Source organism: Pararoseomonas sp. SCSIO 73927, from assembly GCF_037040815.1.
Taxonomy (GTDB): domain Bacteria; phylum Pseudomonadota; class Alphaproteobacteria; order Acetobacterales; family Acetobacteraceae; genus Roseomonas.
The window spans coordinates 2,464,750-2,487,740 of the sequence record NZ_CP146232.1; the positions used below are offsets into that span (position 1 = coordinate 2,464,750).

Consider the following 22,991-nt stretch of genomic DNA (forward strand, 5'->3'; position numbering starts at 1 on the left):
ACTCGCCGGAGCCCGTGCTGGCCCGCGTGCCCACGCGCTTAGCCGAGATGAGCACACCGCAGGAGATTGCCCTCTCCTTCGCGCGCACGCCGCTGGCCGGGATCAGCCCCGCCGTGCCGGGCATGCCGCAGCCGCTCGCCCCCTCCGACGCCGCCCGGCTGCGCCGCATCTTCGAGCTGCAGGCGAGCGGCGAGATGGCCCAGGCCATGCGGGAATCCGAGCGCCTGGACGACCGCCGGCTGATGGGCCACGTGCTGGCGGACCGCTGGCGCGCCGGCGGCCCCGGTGCGGGCGGGGTGGAGCCAACGGCCGCGGAGCTGCGCGCCTGGCTCTCCGACAACTCCGACCACCCAGACGCGCCGCGGCTGCACGCCCTGCTGGTGGCTCGCCTGCCGCGCGGCGCCGCCGTGCCCGCCCTGCCCGGCGCCCCCGCCGCGGAGGAGGTTCCCCCCCCAGGACAGGAGGTGCCGCCGGAGGAGCGCGAGCCGCCCGCGGCCGCCGCCCGCCCCCTGGCGCGGAACCCCGCCCTGGACCGCACCGTGCGCGAGATGGCCGGGCGCGGAGACGTGCAGGACGCGCTGCGCTACATCGCCTCCACCCGCGGCATGACGCCGGCCTATGCCGCCGCCCTGCAATCGGAAGTGGCGCAGGTCCTCTTCACCGCCGGGCGGGACGCGGACGCCTTCCGCGTCGGCTCCCTCGCCGCGCGCACCCCGGGCGCCCCGGCCCAGGCCGGGTTCACCGCCGGGCTCGCCGCCTGGGGGCTGGGCCAGTACGAGGCGGCGCTGCCCCTCTTCGAGGGGGCCGCCCGCAACGAGACGGCGCCCGCCGTGCTGCGCGCCGCCGCCGCCTTCTGGACCGCCCGCGCCGCCGTGCGCGCCCGCCGGCCGCAGGGCTACGTGCCCTGGATGCTCCAGGCCGCGCAGGAGCCGCGCACCTTCTACGGGCTGGTGGCCCGCCGCGCGCTGGGCCTGCCCTTCGGCTTCGCCTGGGAGGGCGAGGTGGCCGGCGAGGCGGAGGGCGCCGCCCTGGCCGAGACGGCCGGCGGCTGGCGCGCCCTGGCCCTGATCCAGATCGGCCAGAAGGCCCGGGCGGAGGCGGAGCTGCGCCGCCTCTGGACCGTGGCGAGGGGCAATTCCGGCCTGGCCCGCGCCATGCTCGCCGCCGCGACGGGGGCGGGAATGACGGAGCTGTCGACGATGCTCGCCTCCCAGGCGCAGGCAGCGGACGGCCGCCCGCGCGACTACGCCCGCTTCCCCGTGCCCCGGCTGGAGCCGCAGGGCGGCTGGCGGGCCGACCCGGCCCTGATCTACGGCCTTGCCCGGCAGGAATCGAACTTCGACCCCGACGCCGTCTCCCCCGCGGGCGCCCGCGGGCTGATGCAGGTGATGCCGGCTACTGCCGCCTACATCACCGGGGATGCCAGCCTCCGAGATGGCGGCCGGCGGCTGCACGATCCGGGCTTCAGCCTGGAACTGGGCCAGCGCTACCTGCTGCACCTTTCCTCGCAGGAGAACGTGAAGGGCGACCTGATCCGGATGCTGGCCGCCTACAATGCGGGCCCGGGCAACCTGACGAAGTGGATGCCCACCAACGGCCACCGGGAGGACCCCTTCCTCTTCATCGAGAGCATCCCCTTCAACGAGACGCGGGCCTACGTGCAGCGCGTGCTGGCCTATTCCTGGATCTACGCCAGTCGCCTGGGCCTGCCGGCGCCGAGCCTGGACGCTCTGGCGGCCGGCAGCGCGCCGCGCTTCCTGGGGGTAGAGGAGCTGGCGCGGCTGGTGGCCCGGAACCGCGGGGTGCGTTGATGGGGTGGTGCGGGTGGCCCCAAGGGGCTCCGCCCCCTGGACCCCCGCCAGGAGCCTGAGGCTCCCGGACCTGCATGGGGCTGCCGCGGGACTGACGGGAGGTGCCAGCCCTCTACGATTGGCATCTTTCCTGCCCTTGCAGTCGCCTCGGGTCATCGACCCGAGGCGCACCGCTAGTCGGGTTGCTTCCAAAGCCTAGAAAAAGATGATGGTGAGGGGGCCAGGGAGGGGAAGAATTCCCTCTTCCTCTCCCTGGCCACAAACCGCCAACAAAGGATCAGTAGGCCCGGTCGGGCCGCTGCGCCGCGCGGATCTCCTCGGGCGTGGGGGCGCGCCGCACGTGAATCGTGATCCCGTCATCCAGCGGCTCGATCAGGCCCATCCGGGCGAAGGCGTCCAGCCAGCCGTCCATGGGCCAGAAGCCGTGGCGTGCCCGGAAGCGGGCGGCGTTCGCCACGATGTCGGCGAAGTGCTGCAGGGGCGGCTCGTGGACGGTGTGGTGCTGGTGGAAGGCGGTGGTGGAGGCGGTGAAGAGGAGGGGAAGCCCGGCCTCCCGCGCGCGGAAGGCGAAATCCGTGTCCTCCCCGCCGTAGCCGGTGAAGCTCTCGTCGAAGCCGCCGAGGCGCAGGAAGCTTTCCCGGCGCACGGCGAAGGCGAGGGACCAGAACAGGCCGGTGTTCGCTTCCGGGCGCAGGCCGGATTCGGGGAAGTGGCGGACGGTGTGGCGCTGGCCGGCGGCCATCAGGGCCGGCTCGGAAAGGTCCGTGACGCCGGGGGGAAGGTAGCGGATCTCGCAGCAGATCAGGGCGTCGTGGGCGGCGACGTCGGCGGCCAGGGCCTCCACTAGGTTGGCGGCGGGGATGCAGTCCACGTCGAGGAAGGCGAGCAGGGGCGTCTCCGCCAGGGCAGCGGCGGCGTTGCGGGCCCTGGCGAGCGGCAGGCCGGGGGAGGGGAGGCGGTGGTGCAGCAGCGGGAAGGGGGTGGGGGGCATCGCCGCGGGGGTCTCGCCCATGTCCACCACGATGCAGCGCGCCGGCATCCGCGTGCCGCGCGCGAGTCCCGCGAGGAGGTTGGCCAGGTGCCCGTCCCGCCCTTTCACCAGGGTCAGGACGCTCAGGTCCGGCGCCGTCATCGCTCACTCCGCCAAGGGGGCGGCGGGGGATAGCAGGGGGGCGGGCGTCCCGCCAGCCACGCGCATTTGTCTCGGGGAGGGGCATGCGCGGGTTGGATGCGGCGCGTTCGGCCCTTAAATAGGACACTGCGTTCTTGGACAGGGCATGGCGACCGGCACCGACACGACGCAGCCCCCGTCCACCCGGTTCACCGGCATGGCACAGGCGCTGCACTGGATCACGGCGGCGCTGCTCTTCCTCCTGCTGCCTTTCGTGTGGGTTGCGGAGAACTTCCCGCCCGGCGAGGTGCGGGTCTTCTGGTATCTGCTGCACGAATCCTTCGGGATTAGCGTTCTCCTGCTCGTTCTCGCCCGGATTACCTGGCGCTTCCGCCACCCGCCGCCGGCGGATCCGGACCCGCCCGCGCTGCAGGTGCTGGCGCGGCTCAACCACTGGGGCCTCTACGCTGTGCTGATCATCATGCCGGTGACCGGCTACCTGATGGCCGGGAACGGGCAGCCCGTGCCCTTCTTCGGCCTGCTCTCCCTGCCGGGGCTGCCGAAGAACGACCCGCTGGGCGTGCTGGCCAACACGGTTCACGTGAACACCCAGTTCGCCGTCTACGCCCTCGTGCTGCTGCACCTCGCGGGGACGGTCTGGCACGTGGCGGTGCGGCGCGACGGGCTGCTGGACCGGATGCTCCCACCGCAGGACGGGCGGCGCTGATGGCACCGGGCGTGACGATCCAGCCGAAGCTGCGCGGCGTGGTGGCCCAGGCCGAGCCGGAACTGCCGGACCGGGCGGATGCGCTCTGCGCGCAGGAGCCGATCCACATACCCGGCTCCATCCAGCCGCACGGGGTGCTGCTGATGGCCGATCCCGCGCGCGGCATGGCGATCGTGGCGGCGAGCGAGAATGCGGGGATCCTCTCGGAGGGAACCGCCTCCAACACCCTGATCGGCCTCTCGGTCGGCGCCGTGCTCGGCGAGGAGTTCGCCGCCACGCTGGCCGGGTTGGCGGCGGCCGGCGACATGCCGGGCGAGGCGCCGTGGGAGACCGGGCTGACGCTGCCCGGCGGTGCCTTCGAGGTGGCCAGCCACACCGGGGACGGGATGGTGCTGATCGAGCTGGAGCGGGTGGCGCCGCGGGACGAGCAGGAGGCGCTGAGCGCCACCCGGGCCCTGCAGCGCGCCATCGCCCGGCTGCGCGGGGCGGGGGGGCGGCTGGAGGACCTCGCGCGGGTGACGGTGGAGGGAATCCGCTTCTTCACGGGCTACGAGCGGGTGCTGATCTACCGCTTCGACCGGGACTGGCACGGCGAGACCCTGGCCGAGGACATGGTGGAGGACTGGGACCAGTCGCTCGCCGGGTTGCACTTCCCCGCCTCCGACATCCCCGCCCAGGCGCGGGAGCTGTACCGGCGCAGCCTGATCCGCTGGGTTCCCAGCCGTGACGCGGAGCCGATGGCGCTGCTGCGGGACCCGATCTGGGACAGCTCGATGGCGCCCGAGAAGCCGATCGACATGTCCTTCTGCCGGCTGCGCAGCCTCTCGCCGGTGCATCTGCAGTACCACCGCAACATGGGGGTGGACGGCTCCATGTCGCTCTCCATCCTGCACGAGGGGCAGCTCTGGGGGCTGGTGGTGTGCCACCACCGGCAGCCGCACCGGCCTTCGCCCGGGCAGCGCGCCGCGGCCTCCGCGCTGACGGACGCCTTCGCGCTCCGGATCGGCGGCGCCGAGCGGATGATGGCGGAGGAGGCGCGGCGGGCCGACAACGGCCGGCTCTCCGAACTGCTGGCGCACATGGCGGAGGCGGAGGACGTCTCCTCGGCCCTCACGGCCGGCTCCGTCACCATCGCCTCGCTCTTCGGCTGCACGGGCGCGGCGGTGGTGCGGCAGGGGCGGGTGGAAACGCTGGGCGTCGCGCCGCCGGAGGCCGAGGTGCTGCGCTTGGCCGCCTGGCTGCGCGCCCGGGGCGCGGAGGAGATCTTCCACGCCGACCACCTGCCGGAGGACTTCCCGGAGTGGGCGCCGCACGCCGCCACCGCCAGCGGCGTGCTGGCCGTGTTCCTGGCCGACCGGGAGGACATGATCCTCTGGTTCCGGCCGGAGGAGCCGCACCTCGTCAGCTGGGGCGGCAACCCGCACAAGGCGGTGGAGCCGGAGAGCGGCTCCGTCATGCCCCGCCAGTCCTTCGACCGCTGGGTGGAGGAGCGCCACGGCTACGCGCGACCCTGGGCGGAGTGGGAGCTGGAGATCGCTGCGACGCTGCGCCACGCCATCACGGAGGTGGTGATTCGCAGCCTGTCCCGCATCGCGGAGCTGAACGAACGGCTCCGGCAGAGCCAGAAGATGGAGGCGGTGGGCCAGCTCACGGGCGGGATCGCACACGACTTCAACAACCTGCTGGCAGGCATCATCGGCAGCCTGGAGCTGCTTCGGAGCCGCGTGGCGCAGGGGCGCTTCACGGAGCTGGACCGCTACCTCGGCGCCGCCACCACCTCCGCCAACCGCGCGGCGGCCCTGACGCACCGGCTGCTCGCCTTCTCCCGCCGGCAGACGCTGGACCCGCGGCCGACGGACGTGAACCGCCTTGTCACCTCGATGGAGGAGCTGATCCGCCGCACGGTGGGGCCGGCCATCCACGTGGAGACGGTCATGTCCGGCGGGCTCTGGCCCGCGCTCTGCGACGCGAACCAGCTCGAGAATGCGCTGCTCAACCTCTCCATCAACGCGCGCGATGCCATGCCCGACGGGGGGCGCCTGACGATCGAGGCGGTGAACGGGTGGCTGGACGAGTCCTACGCGCGCCAGCACCACGACGTGGCGCCCGGGCAGTACGTGGCGGTCTCGGTCACCGATACCGGCACGGGCATGCCGCCGGAGGTGATCGCGCGCGCCTTCGACCCGTTCTTCACCACCAAGCCGCTGGGGCAGGGCACGGGGCTGGGCCTTTCCATGGTCTACGGTTTCGCCAAGCAGTCCAACGGCTATGTCCGTATCTATTCCGAGGCCGGGCAGGGCACGACGGTGCGCCTGTACCTGCCGCGCTCCACGGAGGGCGAGGACGCGGAGCGGGACGGGGTGAAGGAGGTTGCCTCCGTCCTCGCGCCCGAGGGCGGCACGGTGCTGGTGGTGGATGACGAGCCCGTGGTGCGGATGCTGGTGGGCGAGGTGCTGCGCGAGCTGGGCTACGGCGTGGTGGAGGCGAATGACGGCGTGCAGGGGCTGCGGGCCGCGGAGGCCATGCCGCGGATCGACCTGCTGGTGACGGATGTCGGCCTGCCCAACGGCATGAACGGGCGCCAGCTGGCCGACGCGCTGCGCGCGCGCCGCGCCGGGCTGAAGGTGCTGTTCATCACGGGCTACGCGGAGAACGCCGCGCTGGGGAACGGCGTGCTGGAACCGGGCATGCAGGTGATGACGAAGCCCTTCGCCATGGACGCCCTGACCTCCAAGATCCGGGCGATGATCTGAGCGTGTCGATCGCCGCCGATGTCCCGATCCGCGACCGCCTGCGCGCGGAGACGCGCCCCGACCACGAGCGCCTGGAGGACGGGCTGCGCCTGGCCGATCCCGGGCTGACGGCGGCGCGCTACGTCGCCGTGCTGGAGCGGTTCCACGGCTTCTGGGCGGGGTGGGAGCCGGCCGTGGCGGCGGCGCTGGGGGATGACGGCTTTCTCGCGCCGCGCCTGCGGCTGCACCTGCTGCGGGACGACCTGCGCGCGCTGGGCGTGGAGCCGGAAACCCTGCCAGTCTGCCCGCCCCCGGCCCTGCGCGGGCGCGGCGAGGCGATTGGATCCCTCTACGTCATGGAAGGATCGACGCTCGGCGGACGGTTCATCCTGAAGCGGCTGGACGAGACCGGCCTCGCGGAGGGTGCCCGATCCTATTTCGCGGGGCATGGCGAGGCGACGGGGGCCATGTGGCGCGCCTTCCTCGGCCGGCTCGAGGCGGAGCCCGACGCGGAGGCGGTTCTGCGGGGGGCGAAGAACACCTTCGCGACTCTGGCGGACTGGATGCTGGTGCCGGGCTGATCCTGCGGTGGCGGTCCGCCTCAGGGGGAGGTGTGAAACCGCTATGCGGCCGGCCAGGACTTCAGCACGCGCACGCCATCCGGTTCAGGTCCCGGCCAAAGCTGCACCACGTAGCGATCACTTCCTTCGAGACCGTCCGCGCTGAGGGTATCAAGGCCCGAGAAGCCCGCACGGACGCCGAGTGGCCCCGCCCTCACTGGGAATCGTGGGGCGCTGGGGCCGTAATCCGTCAGGCCAGCGAGGACGAGTTGGCCCGAGGGACAATCGAAGCGGGCCTCGACGATGTGCTGGTAGGCGTCGTGGTCGACGGTGGGACGCCCGCCGTGCCATTCGACGCGAATCGGCACGGTCATGTTGCGTGCCGTATGGAGAATGACGGCGTGTGGCCCGGCCAAGAGACGGTGGGCGATCGCCTCATCGGTGTAGTCGTCGGGCAGGTCGGGATGGGCCTCGTCCCGGAGGTAGACCTGGAAATAGTCGGCCAGCAGACTGCCCTGGTACAGAACTCTGGGGGGTGGTGCGGCAGTCGCCACGGGACCTGCCATTCCATGCACTCCTGCGGCGAGTAGGATGCGTCGGTTCAGAGGCATGTGGCGTCCTATCGGATGAGGCTTCCGGAGGATAGTCCATGGCGAGGACCCTCATGTCGGCTTCCTGCCAGGCTCCGATGAGGGTGCCGGTGCTGGCTTCGATGGCCATCGAGCAGCACTTTACCGACAAGACGACGATCCGGGATGGCCAATTGAAACCGGCAGGGCCGCGTGGCCGATTGTACGCTCCGGCCCCAAGAGCGGAGACGAGAGGGACGGCGGGATGAGTGCCGATGGCAGGGGGCTGACCGGTCGGGTAGCCCCCTGGGTCCGGATGGGTCAGGCCGCGCCCTTGATCGGTGCGTCCGCCAGCACGAGGAGATGGCCGAGGGAGCAGCGCTCCACCCGCGCCTCCACCTCGTAGACGCGGGCAAGGAGGTCCGGCGTCAGGGTTTCCTCCGGCGTGCCGTCCGCCTGGACGGCGCCGGCGCTGAGCGCCACCAACCGGTCCGAGAAGCGGGCGGCCAGGGCGAGGTCGTGCAGCACGACCACGCCGACGAGGCCGGCGCGCAGCACGGTCTCCCGCACCAGCGCCATGACGGAGACCTGGTGTCGCAGGTCGAGGGCGCTGGTGGGCTCGTCCAGCAGCAGCACGTCCGGTTCCCGCGCCAGGGCCTGGGCGAGGCCGACGAGCTGGCGCTGGCCGCCGGAGAGGCGGTCCAGCGAGCGGAGCGCCAGGTGCTCGATGCCGAGTTGGCGCAGCACGGCGATGGCGTGGTTGGCAGCCGCGGCGCCGTCCGGCGCCAACTCGGTCGGCACGGCGCGCAGGGCGCCGACCAGGGTTTCCATTACGGTCAGCGCCACGCCGCCCGGAAGACCCTGGGGCATGTAGGCGAGGTGCCGCGCGCGCTCGGGGATGGACATGCCGAGGAGGTCGCGCTCGCCCAGCCGCACCGTGCCGCGCGTGCCGGAGACGAGGCCGGCGATGCCGCGCAGCAGGGTGGACTTGCCGGCGGCGTTCGGGCCGACGAGGGCGGTGAGGGTGCCGGGCCTCAGCGGGGCGAGGTTCAGCCCCTCCACGATCACGCGGCGGCCATAGGCGACACGGAGGTCCGAGACGGTGAGCGGTGCGCCCTTCACGACACGCGCCCCCTTCCCATGACGAGGGCCAGGAAGACGGGCACGCCGACGAGGGCGGTAACGATGCCGATGGGCACCAGGAGACCGGGCACGACGAGCTTGCCGGCGACAGAGGAGAGGGAGAGGAGGAGCGCGCCGCAGAGGGCGGAGGCGGGGAGGAAAAAGCGGTGGTCCTCCCCCACCAGCAGCCGCGCGGCATGCGGCCCGACGAGGCCGACGAAGCCGATGGTGCCGACGAAGGCGACGGAGGTGCCGGCCAGCAGCGAGACGCGCAGCAGGGCGCCGCGCCGGGTGGCCTCCGTGTCCACGCCGAAGGAGCGGGCGCGGTCCTCGCCCAGGCGGAGCGCCGTGAGGCGCCAGGCAGCGCGGGCGGAGAAGGGGATGCAGAGGGCGAGCGCCGCCGCGAGGATGGCGATCTTGTCCCAGGAGGAGCGGGCGAGGCTGCCCATGGACCAGAAGACGAGCTGCTGGAGGGCCTGTTCCGTCGCCACGAACTGGATCAGCGCCACCAGGGCGTTGAAGGCGAAGACGAGGGCGATCCCGAAGAGCACCAGCGCCTGCACCCCGGCCCCGCGCAGCCGCGCCATGAACTGCAGCAGCAGCATGGCGGCGAGGGCGAAGAGGAAGGCGTTGGCGGGAATGAGCCAGTCCATCGGCACGAAGGGCAGGCCGGTGCCGAGCACGATCGCCAGCGCCGCGCCGAGCGAGGCGGCGGAGGAGACGCCGAGGGTGAAGGGGCTCGCCAGCGGGTTGTCCAGCACGGTCTGCATCTCCGCGCCCGCGAAGGCGAGGGCGGCGCCCACCAGCACGGCCATGACGGCGTAGGGCAGGCGCACGTCCCAGATGATGACGGACATGGGGCCGCCCGCGCCGCGCCCGGCGAGAAGGGCGTCCGTGACCGCGGAGAGCGGCAGGCGGGCCGGGCCCGTGGCCACGTCCAGCAGGAAGGCGGCTATAAGGAGGAGGGTGAGCAGCGCCAGCAGGAGGGAGCGGCGCAGGATGAGGCGGCGATAGCCGGCGGCCGCCCCCTCGGCCAGGGCAAGGGTGCTCAACGCGGCAGGGCCCGCTTGATGCGGCCGGAACGCGGCCCGGTGACAGGGCGAGGGGCGGCGAGGCGCAGCGGGCTGCGGCGGATCATGAAGGCTCCGGGTGGGGCAGGGGACTTCGCAGAGGATAATCATTCGCAAGCGGCTTCACAAACCCGGCGCGGCCATCCGCCTCTCGCAGGGCGGGTGCGGCGTGCTCGCCACAGGAGGGGCGAAGGCGATCGGAAGATATTGCGAGTGATTTGCATCCGTGTCAGAGGGTTCTGACGTTTTCGTGTGGACGACCGGCATGCCCCCAACCTCCCTCCGCGGCCTCCTTCTCACCGGTGTCGCGCTCGTGGCCCTCTCCGCCCCGGCCGTGGCCCAGACTGCTACAACCGAGACCAACGCCTCGCTGGCCGTGCCGGAAGTGGACGTGCAGGCCACGGCTTGGCGCAGTTGGGAGCACACGCCGGGCTACGTCGCCCCCGTCACCACCACGGGCTCCAAGACCGACACGCCGCTGATCGAGGCGCCGCAATCCGTGGGCGTCGTCACGCGCGACCAGATCGACGACCAGTCCGCCCTCTCCGTCGCCCAGGCGCTGCGCTACACGGCGGGCGTGCTGGCGGAGGTGCGGCCCTCCGCCCGCTACGACAGCGTCTTCGTGCGCGGCTTCGGCGGGCAGGGCACCTCCGCCGCCTTCGTGAACTTCCTCGACGGGCTGCGGCAGGGGCGCGGCGTCTTCTTCGGCGTGCCGAACACCGATCCCTGGCTGCTGGAGCGGATCGAGGTGCTGCGCGGCCCGGCCTCCGTGCTGTACGGCCAGACGGGCGCGGGCGGGCTGGTGAACCTCGTCAGCCGCCGCCCGAGCTTCACACCCTCCAACGAGGTGCGGCTGGAGGCGGGGTCCTACGGCCTGCTGCAGACCGCCTTCGACACCACCGGGCCGCTGACGGCGGACAATACTTTCGCCTACCGCCTGACCGGCATCGGCCGGATCTCCGACACCCAGTACGACTTCGTCGGCGAGCAGCGGATCGCCATCGCGCCCGCCCTGACCTGGCGGCCGAGCGACAACACCACGGTGACGATCCTTTCCTCCTACCAGCGCGACCCGGAGGGCGGGTTCTACAACTTCGTGCCAGCCGTCGGCACCGTGATCGCCAGCCCCTTCGGCCGTATCCCCCGCCGCTTCTTCGGCGGCGATCCCGACTACAACCGGTTCGACCGCACCCAAGCCTCCATCGGCTACCAGCTGGAGCACCGGCTGGACGACACCTGGACCCTGCGCCAGAACTTCCGCTACTCGCACATCGACGCGGATGTGAACGTGCTCTCGGTCGGCGCGGTGAACGGGCGGATCGGCACGCGCAACCAGACCTACGTTTCCGACCACGCCAATGCCTACGCGCTGGACAACCAGGCGCAGGCCACCTTCAGCACGGGCATGGTGCGCCACACCGCGCTGTTCGGAATCGATTGGCAGCGCACCTCCGCCCGCGCCGTGCAGGCGCTCGGCACGGGCGTGCCCTCGCTGGATGTCTTCTCGCCCAGCTACTACATCGCCCCCGGCCGCGTGACGACGAACGCGACCCGCACGAACCAGGAGGTCGACCAGATCGGCTTCTACGCGCAGGACCAGATCGCAATCGACCGGCTGCGCCTGAACTTCGGCATCCGCTACGACCGCGCGAGCCTCGGGACCGACGTGCGGACGCTGGCCACGAACGCCGTCGCCCACCGCTCCCAGTTCGACGACGACGTGACCTGGCGCGCCGGCGCGCTGTACCTGTTCGACAACGGCATCGCGCCCTATTTCAGCTACTCCACCTCCTTCCTGCCGAACTCCGGCACGGGCGCGCCGCAGCGGGGCAGCCCGACCTTCGACGCCACCACGGGCGAGCAGTACGAGGTGGGCGTGAAGTATCAGCCGCCGGGGATGAGCAGCTTCGTCCAGGTGGCGGCCTTCCAGATCACCCAGGACAACGTGCTGACGCGCGATCCGCAGTATCCCACCTCCAGCATCGCGCTCGGCACCGTGCGGTCCCGCGGGATCGAGGTGGAGGGGCGCGCGACGATCAACGAGAACATCGACCTGATCGGCGCCTACTCCTACACGGACGCGACGATCCGGAGCTCCAACACCCCCGGCGAGGCGGGCAGCCGCGTGCCGCAGGTGCCGCTGCACGCCGCCAGCGGCTGGGCGAACTACAGCTTCCGCGAGGGGCCGCTGCGCGGGCTGCAGCTCGGCGGCGGCGTCCGTTACGTCGGCTCCACCTACGGGAACACGACGAACACCTTTAAGGTGGACGACGTGACGCTGTTCGACGCGGCCATCCGCTACGACGTCGGCGCGCGGTTCGAGAGCGTGAAGGGGCTGGAACTGGCGGTGAACGCGCAGAACATCGCGGACAAGGACTACATCGCGAGCTGCTCCTCGGTCACGGCCTGCTACTACGGCACGGGGCGGCTGGTGCTCGGCTCGGTGCGCGTGCGTTGGTGACCGGCGCGGCCCCGATCCCGGGGCCGCCCTTCGGGGCGCCGGTGGCGCTGCCCCGCACCGCATCCTGGGATGCGGGCGCGCACCGCATCCTCCTCTCCTGGCCGGAGGCGCCGCCGCCGCCGGGCGGCTACCCCGTGCTGTTCCTGGCCGATGGCGCCGCGACGTTTCCGACCGCGGCCGAGATCGCCCGCCTGCGGACTGGGCGCGGCGCGAAGGATGTCGGGCCGGGGCTGGTGGTGGGTCTTGGCCATGCCGGGGAGGGCCCCTATGACCGGGCCGCCCGCGCGCGGGACTACACCCCTTCCTTTCCCGCCGCCCCGGCCGGATCCGGCGGCGCGGACGCCTTCCTCGACCTCCTCCTGGGGGAGATCCTGCCCGGGCTGGAGCGCCAATTCCCGGTGGACCGGGCCGGGCTGGCGCTGTTCGGCCACTCCTTCGGCGGGCTGCTGGCCCTGTACGCCTTCCTCTCCCGCCCCGGGCTGTTCCGCCGCGTCGCCGCCGCCAGCCCGTCCCTCTGGTTCGCCCAAGGGGCGGCCATGGAGGTGGCGCGCCGCTTCGCCGCCGAACCGCCGCCGGCCGCCGCCGGATCGGCGCTGCTGCTGACGGCGGGGGGCCTGGAGGAGGCGGATGACGGCACGCCGCGCGGCCCGTTGCGCGTGGCCCGGCGGATGGTGAGCCGCGCGCGCGAGGTTGCCGTGTCCCTGCGGGATGCCGGGGTTTCGGTGGACTTCACCGAGTTCCCCGGCGAGAACCACGGCTCCGTCCTGCCGGCCGCCCTCTCGCGCGCCGTGCCCTTCGCCCTGCCTCCCGCCCCACCCCCTGCCGGAGCGCCCGCATGAAGCGTCGCCACCTTCTCGCCGCCCTGCCCATCCTCGCGGCGCCTGCCCTGGCGCGGGCACAGGGCGGGCCGATCCGGATCACGGACGTCACCGGGCGGCAGGTGGTGCTTCCGCGCCTGCCCAAGCGGATCGTGCTCGTGCAGGCGCGGCACGTGCTGGCCATGGCGCTGCTGCACCCCGATCCCGTCTCGCTGGTCGTGGGCTGGGGCGACGACCTTCGGCGCATGAACCCGCCGGACTACGCGACCGTGCGCGCCCGCTTCCCGGCCGCCGACGCCGTACCCGTGGTCGGGCGCGCGCAGGGGGACGGGCTCTCGCTGGAGAACGTGCTGGCGGCGCGGCCGGACCTCGTCATCCTCAGCCGTGCCGGGGCGCGTGGCGGGACGAACGAGATGGCGGAACGGATCTCGGCGCTCGGCGTGCCGGCCATCACCATCGACTTCTTCGCGGACCCGATGCGCGACACCCGGCCCAGCATGGCCGTGCTGGGGCAGGTCCTCGGGCAGGAGGAGAAGGCGCGCGCCTTCGACGCGCTCTACGCGGGGCGGCTGGAGCGGATCGCGGAGCGCCTGTCCGGCCTCGGCGCGGCGGAGCGGCCGAAGGTGATGGTGCACGCCCATGCCGGGGGCACGCCCTGCTGCGGCTCCCCCGGGCACGGGGCGTTTGACGGGATGGTGTCCTTCGCGGGCGGCCGCAACATCGGCGCGGGCATGATCCCCGGCAGCACCGGCCAGCTGGCGCTGGAATACGTGCTCACCCAGGCGCCGGAGGTCTACGTGGCCACGGGCGGCCCCTATGGCGGGCGCGGCGGCATCCCGCTGGGCCCGGGCGTGGACGAGGCGGAGGCGCGCCGCGCGCTGGCGGAGGTGATCCGGCGCTCCCGGATGGACAGCCTCTCCGCCGTGCGGGGCGGCCGGGCGCACGCCATCTGGCACGGCTTCAACGATACCCCGGCCCATGTGGTGATGCTGGAGGCCCTGGCCCGCTGGTTCCAGCCCGCGCGTTGCGGCGACCTTGATCCGGCCGCCACGGTTGCCGAACTGAACGCCCGCTTCCTCTCCATCCCCATGGAGGGGGCGCACCTGGTCAGCCTGCCGCCGGGCGCGCTGTAATCCCGAGGAGACCGGCCATGACCCCTCTCATCGCCGAGGCCCATGCCCGAGCCCGCGCACCGGAGCGGCTGATCGAGATGTTCCGGGAGCACATGGTCGGCCATGGGCTCGAGGTGGCGGGACCCGTCCCGGAATCCCGCGTCACCTTCCCCGGCTGCGTCGCGCTGCTGCGGCTGGCAGAGGGTGGGGTCGCCCTGCGGATCGAGGCGGACACGCCGGACTGGCTGGCGGACGCGAAGAACATCGTCTCCGGCCATCTCGATTCCTTCTGCCCGGACGAGGCGCTGGGCATCGTCTGGCGCGGCCATGGCGCGGTCGGCGCCGGCGCGCGCCCGCACAACTTCCGCGCCCTTCGCGTGGCGGCGGTGGAGGATGTGACGCCCCGGATGCGCCGGCTGCGGCTGGAGGGGCCGGATATCGGCCGCTACGCCGGCCTGGCGCAGATGCACGTGAAGATCCTGATTCCGCCGAAGGGGGAGGAGCCGGCCTGGCCGACCGTGAGCCCCAGCGGCCAGCCGCTGATGGAGGACAGCCTGCGGCGGCGCACCTACACCATCCGACGGATCGACCCCTCCGCCGGCTGGATGGAGATCGACTTCGTGGTGCACGGGGATGAGGGACCCGGCTCCGCCTTCGCGCTGCGCGCCGAGGCCGGGGACTGGATGGGCGTCATGGGGCCGGGCGGGGGCGGGATCGCCTGCGCCGGCTGGGGGCTGATCGCCGGGGACGAGACGGCGCTGCCGGCCATCGCCCGCGCGCTGGAGGCCATGCCGGCCGACGCGCAAGGATTGGCACTGATCGAGGTGGCCGAGGCCGGTGAGCGTCAGGCGATCCAGCACCCGGCCGGGGTGGAGCTGCGCTGGCTGTTCCGGGATGGCACCGGCTACGGCGCCCGGCTGCTGGAAGCGGTGCGGGCCGCGAACCTGCCCGCAGGTGCGGCCGTGACCTGCTGGGCGGCCTGCGAGAACACCGCCGCGCGGGCGATCCGCGACCACTGGGGCGGGACCTGCGGGCTGTCTCGCAACCGGTTCCGCGCCGTCTCCTACTGGCGGCACGGGGTGGGCGACGGGGAGGGCTGATAGCCCTTCCCGCCACCATCGGGCGTCAGCCGACGCCGAGCAGCTCCACGTCGAAGACGAGGGTCGCGTTGGGCGGGATCACCCCGCCGGCGCCGCGCGCGCCGTAGCCCATCTCCGGCGGCAGGGTGAGGGTGCGCTGGCCGCCCACCTTCATGCCCTTCACGCCCTCGTCCCAGCCGCGGATCACGTGGCCGGCGCCGAGGGGAAAGGAGAAGGGCTCGCCCCGGTCGCGGGAGCTGTCGAACTTGCGGCCCTTGTTCTCGGGCTTGGAGGGGTCGTGCAGCCAGCCGGTGTAGTGCACCGTGACCTCCTTGCCGGAGACGGCCTCGTCGCCCGTGCCGGGCTTGCGGTCCTCGATCATGCCTGTCGCTTCCTGGTGGTGAGCGGCGCTTCTAGCCCGCGCCACCGCCGGGGGCCAACGGTTGGACAGGCGGGCCCCCATCCGATTAGCTGCCCCGCCATATCCGCCGGAGGTCCCGCCCATGTCCCCTATCGCACGCGCGCTCGCCGCCGCTTCGCTCGCCGCGGTCGCCATGGCCGGCCCGGCCGCGGCCGGCACCACGCTGGATGCGGTGCGGAGCCGCGGGACCCTCTCCTGCGGCGTGAACACGGGGGTGGCCGGCTTCTCCCAGCCGGACAGCCAGGGCGTGTGGCGCGGGCTGGACGCGGATCTCTGCCGCGCCATCGCCGCCGCGGCGCTGGGGGACGCGAACAAGGTTCGCTTCCTGCCGCTCTCCGGCCAGCAGCGCTTCCCGGCCCTGCAATCCGGCGAGATCGACGTGCTGGTGCGCCAGACCACGGCGACGATGGGGCGCGACACCGCGATCGGGCTCCGCACCGTCGGGATCAACTTCTACGACGGCCAGGGCTTCATGGTGCGCAAGGATGCGGGCGTTTCCCGCGCCGCGCAGCTGGACGGCGCCACGGTCTGCGTGCAGCAGGGCAGCACGACGGAGGGGAACCTGGCCGACTGGTACCGGGCCGCGAACATCCGCGTCACCCCCGTGCTGTTCGAGCGGATTGACCAGGTCGCGGCCGCCTTCTCCTCCGGCCGCTGCGACGCGCTGACGACCGACGCCTCCCAGATCGCGGCGGTCCGCTCCTCCTTCCCCAATCCGGCCGACTTCATCGTGCTGCCGGACCGGATCAGCAAGGAGCCGCTCGGCCCGATGGTTCGGCGGGACGACCAGGAGTGGTTCGACCTAGTGCGCTGGACCCTGAACGCCCTGATCGAGGCGGAGGAGCTGGGGATCACGGCCGCCAATGCGGAGGCGCGGCGGGCGCAGGACAGCTCGCCGACCGTGCGCCGGCTTCTCGGCGCGGACCCTTCGCTGGCGCAGGGCGCGAAGCTCTCGCCGAGCTGGGCCTATGACGCGATCCGCGCCGTGGGGAACTACGGCGAGCTGTTCGAGCGCAATGTCGGCCGGTCCACGCCGCTGGGCATGGAGCGCGGGCCGAACGCGCTGTGGACGGCGGGCGGGCTGATGTACGCGTGGCCGCTCCGCTGAGGCGCGATCTGGGACGTGCGTAGAGGAACGAGCCGGATCACTCCGGCCCGTTCGCGTTTCTAGGCCGCGACCGGCTGGGACGCCGCGACCTCCGCCAGGATGGCGTAGGAGCGCTTGCGGGCCTCCAGGTCATGGATGTGCCCGGTGAGCATCAGCTCGTCCGCGCCTGTCCGCTCGATCAGGTCGTGCAACCCGCGCCGCACGGCGTCCGGTCCGCCGACGATGGTGCAGGACAGGCTGTTGTCCAGCATGCGCTGCGCGTAGGGGTCCAGGCTCTCGTAGAACCCCTCCTTCGGCCGCGGCAGCTTGCCGGGCTGGCCGGTGCGGAGGTTCACGAAGGACTGCTGGTGGGAGGAGAAGAGGAAGCGCGCCTCCTCGTCCGTCGGCGCCGCGTGCAGGTTGGCGCCGATCATGACGTGCGGCTTCTCCAGATACTCGGAGGGCCGGAAGCGCTCCCGGTAGATGGCGATGGCGTCGTGCAGCGCGGCGGGCGCGAAGTGGGAGGCGAAGGCGTAGGGCAGGCCGAGCGCCGCCGCGAGCTGCGCGCCGTAGGTGGAGGAGCCGAGGATCCAGAACGCCATCTCCAGCCCCGCCCCGGGCACGGCCTGCACGCGCTGGCCGGGCTGGGCTGGGCGGAAGTAGGACATCAGCTCCATCACGTCCTGCGGGAAGGAGTCCACGTCGCCCTGCAGGGTGCGGCGCAGGGCGTGGGCGGTGATCTGGTCCGTGCCCGGCGCGCGGCCGAGGCCGAGGTCCACCCGGCCGGGGTAGAGGGCGGCCAGCGTCCCGAACTGCTCCGCCACCGTCAGCGGCGCGTGGTTGGGCAGCATGATGCCGCCCGCCCCGAAGCGGATGCGGGTGGTGCCCTGCGCCACATGGGCCAGGGACACGGCGGTGGCGGCGCTGGCGATGCCGGGCATGTTGTGGTGCTCGGCCATCCAGTAGCGGTTGTAGCCCAGCGCCTCCGCATGGCGCGCCAGCTCGGCCGAGTTCCGCAGCGCCTGGCCGGCGTCGGAGCCTTCGGGGATGGGGGAGAGGTCGAGGACGGAGAGCGGGATCATGGCGGACATATGGGGCGCCCCTCTCAGGAGAAGAACCGGTTGGCCGGGCGGGGCAGGCCGAGATTCTCCCGGAGCGTCCGGCCCTCGTACTCCGTGCGGTGCAGGCCGCGGCGCTGCAGCTCCGGGACCACCTTCTGGCAGAAGTCGTCCAGCCCCTCCGGCAGGTAGGGAAACATCAGGTTGAAGCCGTCGCAGGCGCCGGTCTCCAGCCATTCCTGCATCTGGTCGGCGATCCCCGCGGGGGTGCCCACCATGGCGGCGCCGGCGTAGCCGCCCAGGCGCCCTGCGAGCTGGCGCACGGTGAGGTTCTCCCGCCGGGCGATGCCGATGGCGCGCTCCCGCCCACTCTTGCTCGCATTTGTCTCGGGGATGTCCTCCGGCAGGGGGCCGTCCGGGTCGAAGCGGCTGGCATCCGTGCCGAGGGCGACGGAGAGGGAGGCGATGGCGCTGTCATAATGGACGCGGCTGTCCAGCAGGGCGCGCTTCTCCCTCGCCTCCGCCTCGCTCTCGCCCACCACCACGAAGCAGCCGGGCAGGACGAGGAGGTGGTCCGGGTTCCGCCCGGCCTTCGCCGTGCGGGCCTTCACGTCCGAGTAGAAGGCGCGCGCCTCCTCGATCGGGCCGCCGGCGGCGAAGATCACCTCCGCCGTCTCCGCCGCCAGCTGCCGGCCGTCATCGGAGGCGCCGGCCTGCACGATCACCGGCCAGCCCTGGACCGGGCGCGCCACGTTCAGCGGGCCGCGGACGGAGAAGTGCTCCCCCTTGTGGCCGAGGACGTGCATCTTCTCCGGATCGAAGTAGGTGCCCGCCTCCACGTCCCGGATGAAGGCATCGTCGGCCCAGCTGTCCCAGAGCCCTTCCACCACGTCGATGAACTCGTGGGCGCGGCGGTAGCGGGCGGCGTGCTCCACGTGCTCCTCCCGCCCGAAGTTCTGGGCCTCGGTGGGGTTCCCGGAGGTGACGACGTTCCAGCCGGCGCGGCCGTTGCTGATGTGGTCGAGCGAGGCGAACTTCCGGGCGATGTGCCAGGGCTCGTTATAGGTGGTGGAGGCGGTGGCGATGAGGCCGAGATGCTCCGTCACCATGGCCAGGGCCGGCAGCAGCGTCATCGGGTCGAAGCTCGTCACCGTGGCGCTGCGCTTCAGGGCCTGGATCGGCATGTTCAGCACGGCCTGGTGATCGGCCATGAAGAAGGCGTCGAAGCGGGCCGCCTCAAGCGCCTTCGCGAAGCGGACGAGGTGCCTGAGGTTGAAATTCGCGTCGGGGAAGGCGCCGGGGTAGCGCCAGGCGGCCGTGTGGATGCTGACTGGGCGCATGAAGGCGCCCAGGCGAAGGCGACGTCGGGACATCGGTGATCAATCCACGTTTAATCTTCGTGTATTGATATGATGCCCGGCGTGCTGCGGTGCAAGGCGGCCTCAGAACCGGTTCTGAAGCCGCACCAGCACCCGCGTCTCGTCGAAATCCGCCGCCTTGTCGTAGCGCACGGCGCCGATAAGGCTGAGGTCGGGGGTGATGGACCAGTCCACCTCCGCCCGCAGCCCGCCCACGAAGCCGCTCTGCGTCTGGCCGGCGTAGAAGGCGGTGGCGGGCGTGGTGGTGCCGGCGCTGGAGGTGGCTAGCGCCTCCGCCTGGGCCTGCAGCCCGGCATCCCCGGGGAAGAACGGCGCCCGGTCCTCGCGGTACCGGGCGTAGCCCGCCGTGGCGCCGAGCCGGTAGGCCACGTTCCCCACCCGGCCCCGCCAGTCCACCGGCACGTTGAAGGCCATGTACTCCTGCGGGCTGAAGTAGCCGCCATGGCCGAGGGTGAAGTAGCGGAGGTTCTTGTCGTAGCTGAAGTAGACGAGGTCCACGCCGCCCGTCAGCTCGCCCGCCGTGCTGCGGTACAGGGGCAGGGAAACGCCGGCCCCCGCCTCGATCCGCGTGTTGCTCTCGACGTTCTCGCCCTGGAAGGTGGCGTAGCCGCCGCCGGCATAGGCGTAGCCGCGCCCGATCGGGATCTCCACCTGCGCCCGGCCGCCGGTGCGGACCACCGGGCCCATGGTGACGCCCGTGCGGTCGTCCACCGCGCCCGCCCAGGAGAGCAGGCTGTCCGTCACGGCCCGCCGCTCGCCGGCCACGCGGACCCGCAGGTTGTCCGTGATCGCGGGCGAGATCTCGATCCCGCCTACCACGTTGGTGCGGCGGAAGCCGAGCGGCGTGGTGCCGATGTCGAGCTTCAGCCAGTCCCGCCGCACGTAGTTCAGCGCGAGCGCGACGCCGGTGGCGCTGGTGTCGCGGCGCGAGGCGACGCCGGCGGCGTTGGCGGCGATGTTCGTGTCCAGCACGTTGGTGCCGTAGCGGCGCAGCGCCTGCACGCTGGCGGAAGGGCTGCCGGAATCGATGGCCACGGGCTGGACCGAGGCCGCGAGCCGGCCGCCCAGCGCGCCCGGCGAGACCTCCGCCTGGAAGGTGGCGCCGAACTCCGTCAGCCCGTCCAGCCCGTCATCGCCGGAGCGGGTCCGGACTGAGGCGGCGCCGGAGAGCAGCGTGGCCGTCTCGCTCCGCAGCGCCTCCGCCTCCGCCCGGATCTGGCGCAGCACGGGGTCGGCGGGGCCGGCCGAGGCGAGGGCCGTGCCCCCGGTGCCGGTGCCAGCGCCGGCGCCTGCGCGGGCGAAGGGGTTCGCCAAGCCCTGCATCTGCATCGCGGCCGGCGCCGCGGCGGTGGCGCGGGCGTTGCCGATCTCCGCGCTGCGGAAGGCGGCGGCCCGTTCCAGCGCGGCGGTGGCGCGGGGCTCGTCCCCGGCGGCGCGGGCCACCCGGGCCTCCAGCAGGGCCACGCGGGAATCGCGGGGGTTGGCGGACTGGGCGCCGGCCAGCAGCGCCTCGGCGCGCTCCCCGTCGCCGATGGCGAGCGACGCCTCGATGGCGCTGCGCCGGGCTTCCAGGTTGCGCGGGTCACGCATCAGCACGGCCTCGGCCACGCGCAGCGCCTCCTCCGGCCGCCGGGCGCCGAGGTAGAGGCGGGAGAGGGCGAGGTTGGCGTCGCTGTTGCCGGGATCGCTGGCGAGGACCGGGCGCAGCCGCTCGAAGGCGTCCGCCTGGTCCCCGGCCTCGTTCAGCCGGTCGGAGCCGCGAATGGCGGCGCCGGCGCGGATGGAGGCGATGTCGCGCCGCTGCTCCGCCGTGGCGCCGCTCGTGTCGGCCTCGGCCGCCAGGGCCGTCGCCTCCGCGTCCAGCCCGGCGCCGAGAAGCGCGCCCGCGACGGCGATGCGCGCGGCGGTGCCGGAGGCCTCGCGGTTGGCAAGCGCCGTGCGCGCCGCCTCCACCGCGCCGGCGCGGTCATTCGCGTCCCCGAAGGCACGGATCACGGCGGCGGCGGTGCTGCCGGTGGGATCGGGCCTTGCCGCGAGCGCCAGCAGGCGCGCGCGCCCCTCATAGGGGCTGAGCGAGAGGGTGGCGGCCGCGGCCTGCACCTCGCGCTGGCCGCGCACGCGGGCCGCGAGGCGGGACATGTCCGGGCTGCGGCGGTTCGGCGGCACCCGGGCCAGCAGAGCGTCCGCATCGGCGAAGCGGTTATCCTCCTCCGCCAGCAGGGCGGCGGCGAAGGCGGCGTCGGGGTTCGTGCTGCGGGCGGCGAGATCCTCCACCGTCGCGCGGGCCTCGGCGTTGCGGCCCCCGCGACGCAGGGCGCGGGCGAGGTCGAGCCGCGTCCAGGGGTCCTCCGGTGAGGCGGCCACCGCGTTGCGCAGGATAGCGGCGGCGGCGGTGGGGTCGGAGACGCGCGCGGCCTCCGCCCGATAGGAATTGCCCTCCGCCGTGGCGGTCTGCGGCGCGGCCGGGGCGCGCGGCGCGCTCGGCGCGGCCGGGCGCGGGGTGGCGAAGGCGGGGGCGCGGCCCTGGGCACGGAGCGCGGAATTCAGCCCCTGCTGCGCCGGCTGGAAGCCCGGGCGGCGGGCGAGGGCGGCGCGGAAGCGCTGCTCCGCCCCCTGCGGGTCGCCGCGGCGCAGCGCCAGCTCGCCCAGCACCACCTCGGCGTCGGAGCGGTCGTCCACCTGGCGCATGGCGGCGCGGCGGGCGGCGGTGTCGGCGCCGTCCAGGTCGTTGCGGCGCAGCCGCGACTGCGCCTCCGCCAGATCGGTCGAGTAGGAGGCGGCGTCCAGCGCGCGCTGCCACTGCTGCGCCCGGTCCGGGGCGGCGGCCACCGCGCGCTCCAGCAGGCGCCGGGCCTCGGGCTGGTTGCCCTGGCGCAGGCGGACGATGCCGAGCCCGCCCAGCGCGTCCGCGTCGTTCGGGTTGGTGGCGAGAACGGCCTCGAAGCCCCGCGCGGCATCGGTGTTGCCGGCGCTGCCGCCGGCCTCCAGCCGCGCGAAGGCGGATTGGCGCGCGGCGGCGTTGGGATCGGCGGGCGCCGCAGCGGGCTGGGCGCGCAGCGCCTCCAGCCGGCGGCGCAGCTCCGCGTCGTCAGGGTAGCGCTGGAGATAGGCCTCGATCTGCGGGGCGGCGGCCGGGTCGTTGCCCGCGAAGCCGATCGCGGCGCGCCAGGACTGCCGCGCCTCCTGCGCCACCTCCGGCCGGTCGGCCAGCTCCGCCAGGCGGCGGATGCCGTCGGCCCGGGTATTGCCGGCGTAGGTGAGAGACTGGGCATAGGCGAGGCGGGAGCGGTCCGTGGCGCCGGAGCGGCCGGCGAGCTGTGCCAGCCCGCGCTGCCCTTCGGCGCGCCCGGCCTCCGTGCCGGACAGGGTCTGGTAGTATTCCAGGGCGTAGGGATCGGTCGGGGCCTGGCCGCCGAAAACCTGGCGGTAGCGCTGCGCGGCGGCCTCCGTGCGGCCGTCCCGTGCCAGGCGGCGCGCCTCCTCGATGGCGCCCCGGTCCACGGTCGCGCCGCGCACCGCGGTCTCGGCCTGGCTCTGCTGCTCGGGCGAGGCGCCGGCCGTGCGGAGGCGGGCGAGGTAGGCGTCGGCGGCGCTGCGGTTGCCGCGTGCCACCTCCAGCCTCGCCGCGACCGCGAGGACGGCCGGGTTGTTCGGCTCGGCGGCGAGCGCCCGCTCCACGGCCGGCCCGGCCAGCTCCAGCCGATCCGCGGCCAGCCAGCGCTCGGCCTGCCGGACGAGCACGTCCACCGCCCCGGGCTGGCCGGAGGCGACCGGGGTGACCTGCGCGGGGGCCGGCCCTGCCCAGGCGGAGAGGGCAAGGGCCACGCCCAGCGCGGCCCGGCCCCCGTTGCGGCGCATCCCCCTCATGGAACCC

17 protein-coding genes are annotated in these 22,991 nt (G+C 73.4%); 9 read left to right on the top strand and 8 right to left on the bottom strand.

All coding sequences use genetic code 11. The annotated features are described in order from the left end of the window. The first annotated feature begins 47 nt into the window (after nucleotides 1-47). Nucleotides 48-1,811, top strand: a complete 1,764-nt coding sequence (locus tag VQH23_RS11660) for a lytic transglycosylase domain-containing protein (RefSeq protein WP_338665812.1) — start codon at nucleotides 48-50, stop codon at nucleotides 1,809-1,811. A 277-nt stretch (nucleotides 1,812-2,088) separates the two neighbouring features. Here the strand turns inward: VQH23_RS11660 and VQH23_RS11665 are convergent, their stop codons facing one another. Continuing rightward, the gene (locus tag VQH23_RS11665) at nucleotides 2,089-2,943 is read right to left on the bottom strand and encodes a galactosyltransferase-related protein (RefSeq protein WP_338665813.1); all 855 of its coding nucleotides are present in this window, start codon (nucleotides 2,941-2,943) and stop codon (nucleotides 2,089-2,091) included. A 145-nt stretch (nucleotides 2,944-3,088) separates the two neighbouring features. Between VQH23_RS11665 and VQH23_RS11670 the strand changes: the two genes are divergently transcribed. The 3 genes from VQH23_RS11670 to VQH23_RS11680 are packed head-to-tail and all read left to right on the top strand — an operon-like array spanning nucleotide 3,089 to nucleotide 6,962. Next, nucleotides 3,089-3,649, top strand: coding sequence for a cytochrome b/b6 domain-containing protein (locus VQH23_RS11670; RefSeq protein WP_338665814.1), 561 nt, complete (start codon nucleotides 3,089-3,091; stop codon nucleotides 3,647-3,649). After that, nucleotides 3,649-6,402, top strand: coding sequence for an ATP-binding protein (locus VQH23_RS11675; RefSeq protein ID WP_338665815.1), 2,754 nt, complete (start codon nucleotides 3,649-3,651; stop codon nucleotides 6,400-6,402). Before VQH23_RS11670 ends, VQH23_RS11675 begins: the two co-directional genes overlap by 1 nt. A 2-nt stretch (nucleotides 6,403-6,404) precedes the next feature. After that, entirely contained in the window at nucleotides 6,405-6,962 is a 558-nt protein-coding gene (locus VQH23_RS11680; protein ID WP_338665816.1) for a biliverdin-producing heme oxygenase, read from the top strand. A gap of 41 nt (nucleotides 6,963-7,003) precedes the next feature. Here the strand turns inward: VQH23_RS11680 and VQH23_RS11685 are convergent, their stop codons facing one another. From VQH23_RS11685 to VQH23_RS11695, 3 genes are all read right to left on the bottom strand, one after another. Further along, entirely contained in the window at nucleotides 7,004-7,507 is a 504-nt protein-coding gene (locus VQH23_RS11685; protein ID WP_338665817.1) for a hypothetical protein, read from the bottom strand. Nucleotides 7,508-7,831: 324 nt separating this feature from the next. Beyond that, nucleotides 7,832-8,632, bottom strand: a complete 801-nt coding sequence (locus VQH23_RS11690) for an ABC transporter ATP-binding protein (protein ID WP_338665818.1) — start codon at nucleotides 8,630-8,632, stop codon at nucleotides 7,832-7,834. After that, nucleotides 8,629-9,684, bottom strand: coding sequence for an iron ABC transporter permease (locus tag VQH23_RS11695; protein WP_338665819.1), 1,056 nt, complete (start codon nucleotides 9,682-9,684; stop codon nucleotides 8,629-8,631). The genes VQH23_RS11690 and VQH23_RS11695 overlap by 4 nt, the downstream gene beginning before the upstream one ends. Nucleotides 9,685-9,967: 283 nt before the next feature. Here VQH23_RS11695 and VQH23_RS11700 point away from each other — a divergent pair, with 283 nt between their 5' ends. The 4 genes from VQH23_RS11700 to VQH23_RS11715 are packed head-to-tail and all read left to right on the top strand — an operon-like array spanning nucleotide 9,968 to nucleotide 15,193. Next, nucleotides 9,968-12,163 carry a TonB-dependent siderophore receptor gene (locus VQH23_RS11700; protein WP_338665820.1) on the top strand — a complete coding sequence of 732 codons (2,196 nt, stop codon included), beginning with the start codon at nucleotides 9,968-9,970 and terminating at the stop codon, nucleotides 12,161-12,163. Next, nucleotides 12,160-13,002, top strand: a complete 843-nt coding sequence (locus VQH23_RS11705) for an alpha/beta hydrolase-fold protein (protein WP_338665821.1) — start codon at nucleotides 12,160-12,162, stop codon at nucleotides 13,000-13,002. The genes VQH23_RS11700 and VQH23_RS11705 overlap by 4 nt, the downstream gene beginning before the upstream one ends. Next, nucleotides 12,999-14,114: an ABC transporter substrate-binding protein gene (locus tag VQH23_RS11710; RefSeq protein ID WP_338665822.1), complete on the top strand. Its 1,116-nt coding sequence runs from the start codon at nucleotides 12,999-13,001 to the stop codon at nucleotides 14,112-14,114. Before VQH23_RS11705 ends, VQH23_RS11710 begins: the two co-directional genes overlap by 4 nt. A gap of 17 nt (nucleotides 14,115-14,131) precedes the next feature. Beyond that, nucleotides 14,132-15,193 carry a siderophore-interacting protein gene (locus VQH23_RS11715; protein ID WP_338665823.1) on the top strand — a complete coding sequence of 354 codons (1,062 nt, stop codon included), beginning with the start codon at nucleotides 14,132-14,134 and terminating at the stop codon, nucleotides 15,191-15,193. Nucleotides 15,194-15,218: 25 nt separating this feature from the next. Here VQH23_RS11715 and VQH23_RS11720 read toward each other — a convergent pair whose 3' ends face one another. Next, nucleotides 15,219-15,554: an FKBP-type peptidyl-prolyl cis-trans isomerase gene (locus VQH23_RS11720; RefSeq protein ID WP_338665824.1), complete on the bottom strand. Its 336-nt coding sequence runs from the start codon at nucleotides 15,552-15,554 to the stop codon at nucleotides 15,219-15,221. Between the two features lie 121 nt (nucleotides 15,555-15,675). Here VQH23_RS11720 and VQH23_RS11725 point away from each other — a divergent pair, with 121 nt between their 5' ends. Next, the gene (locus VQH23_RS11725; RefSeq protein WP_338665825.1) at nucleotides 15,676-16,701 is read left to right on the top strand and encodes an amino acid ABC transporter substrate-binding protein; all 1,026 of its coding nucleotides are present in this window, start codon (nucleotides 15,676-15,678) and stop codon (nucleotides 16,699-16,701) included. A 59-nt stretch (nucleotides 16,702-16,760) separates the two neighbouring features. Here VQH23_RS11725 and VQH23_RS11730 read toward each other — a convergent pair whose 3' ends face one another. From VQH23_RS11730 to VQH23_RS11740, 3 genes are all read right to left on the bottom strand, one after another. Beyond that, entirely contained in the window at nucleotides 16,761-17,762 is a 1,002-nt protein-coding gene (locus VQH23_RS11730) for an LLM class flavin-dependent oxidoreductase (protein ID WP_338665826.1), read from the bottom strand. 23 nt (nucleotides 17,763-17,785) lie between these two features. Continuing rightward, nucleotides 17,786-19,111, bottom strand: coding sequence for an LLM class flavin-dependent oxidoreductase (locus tag VQH23_RS11735; RefSeq protein ID WP_338665827.1), 1,326 nt, complete (start codon nucleotides 19,109-19,111; stop codon nucleotides 17,786-17,788). A 69-nt stretch (nucleotides 19,112-19,180) separates the two neighbouring features. Then, on the bottom strand, nucleotides 19,181-22,984 hold the full coding sequence (locus VQH23_RS11740) for a cellulose synthase subunit BcsC-related outer membrane protein (protein WP_338665828.1): 3,804 nt from the start codon (nucleotides 22,982-22,984) through the stop codon (nucleotides 19,181-19,183). Nucleotides 22,985-22,991: the final 7 nt, after the last annotated feature.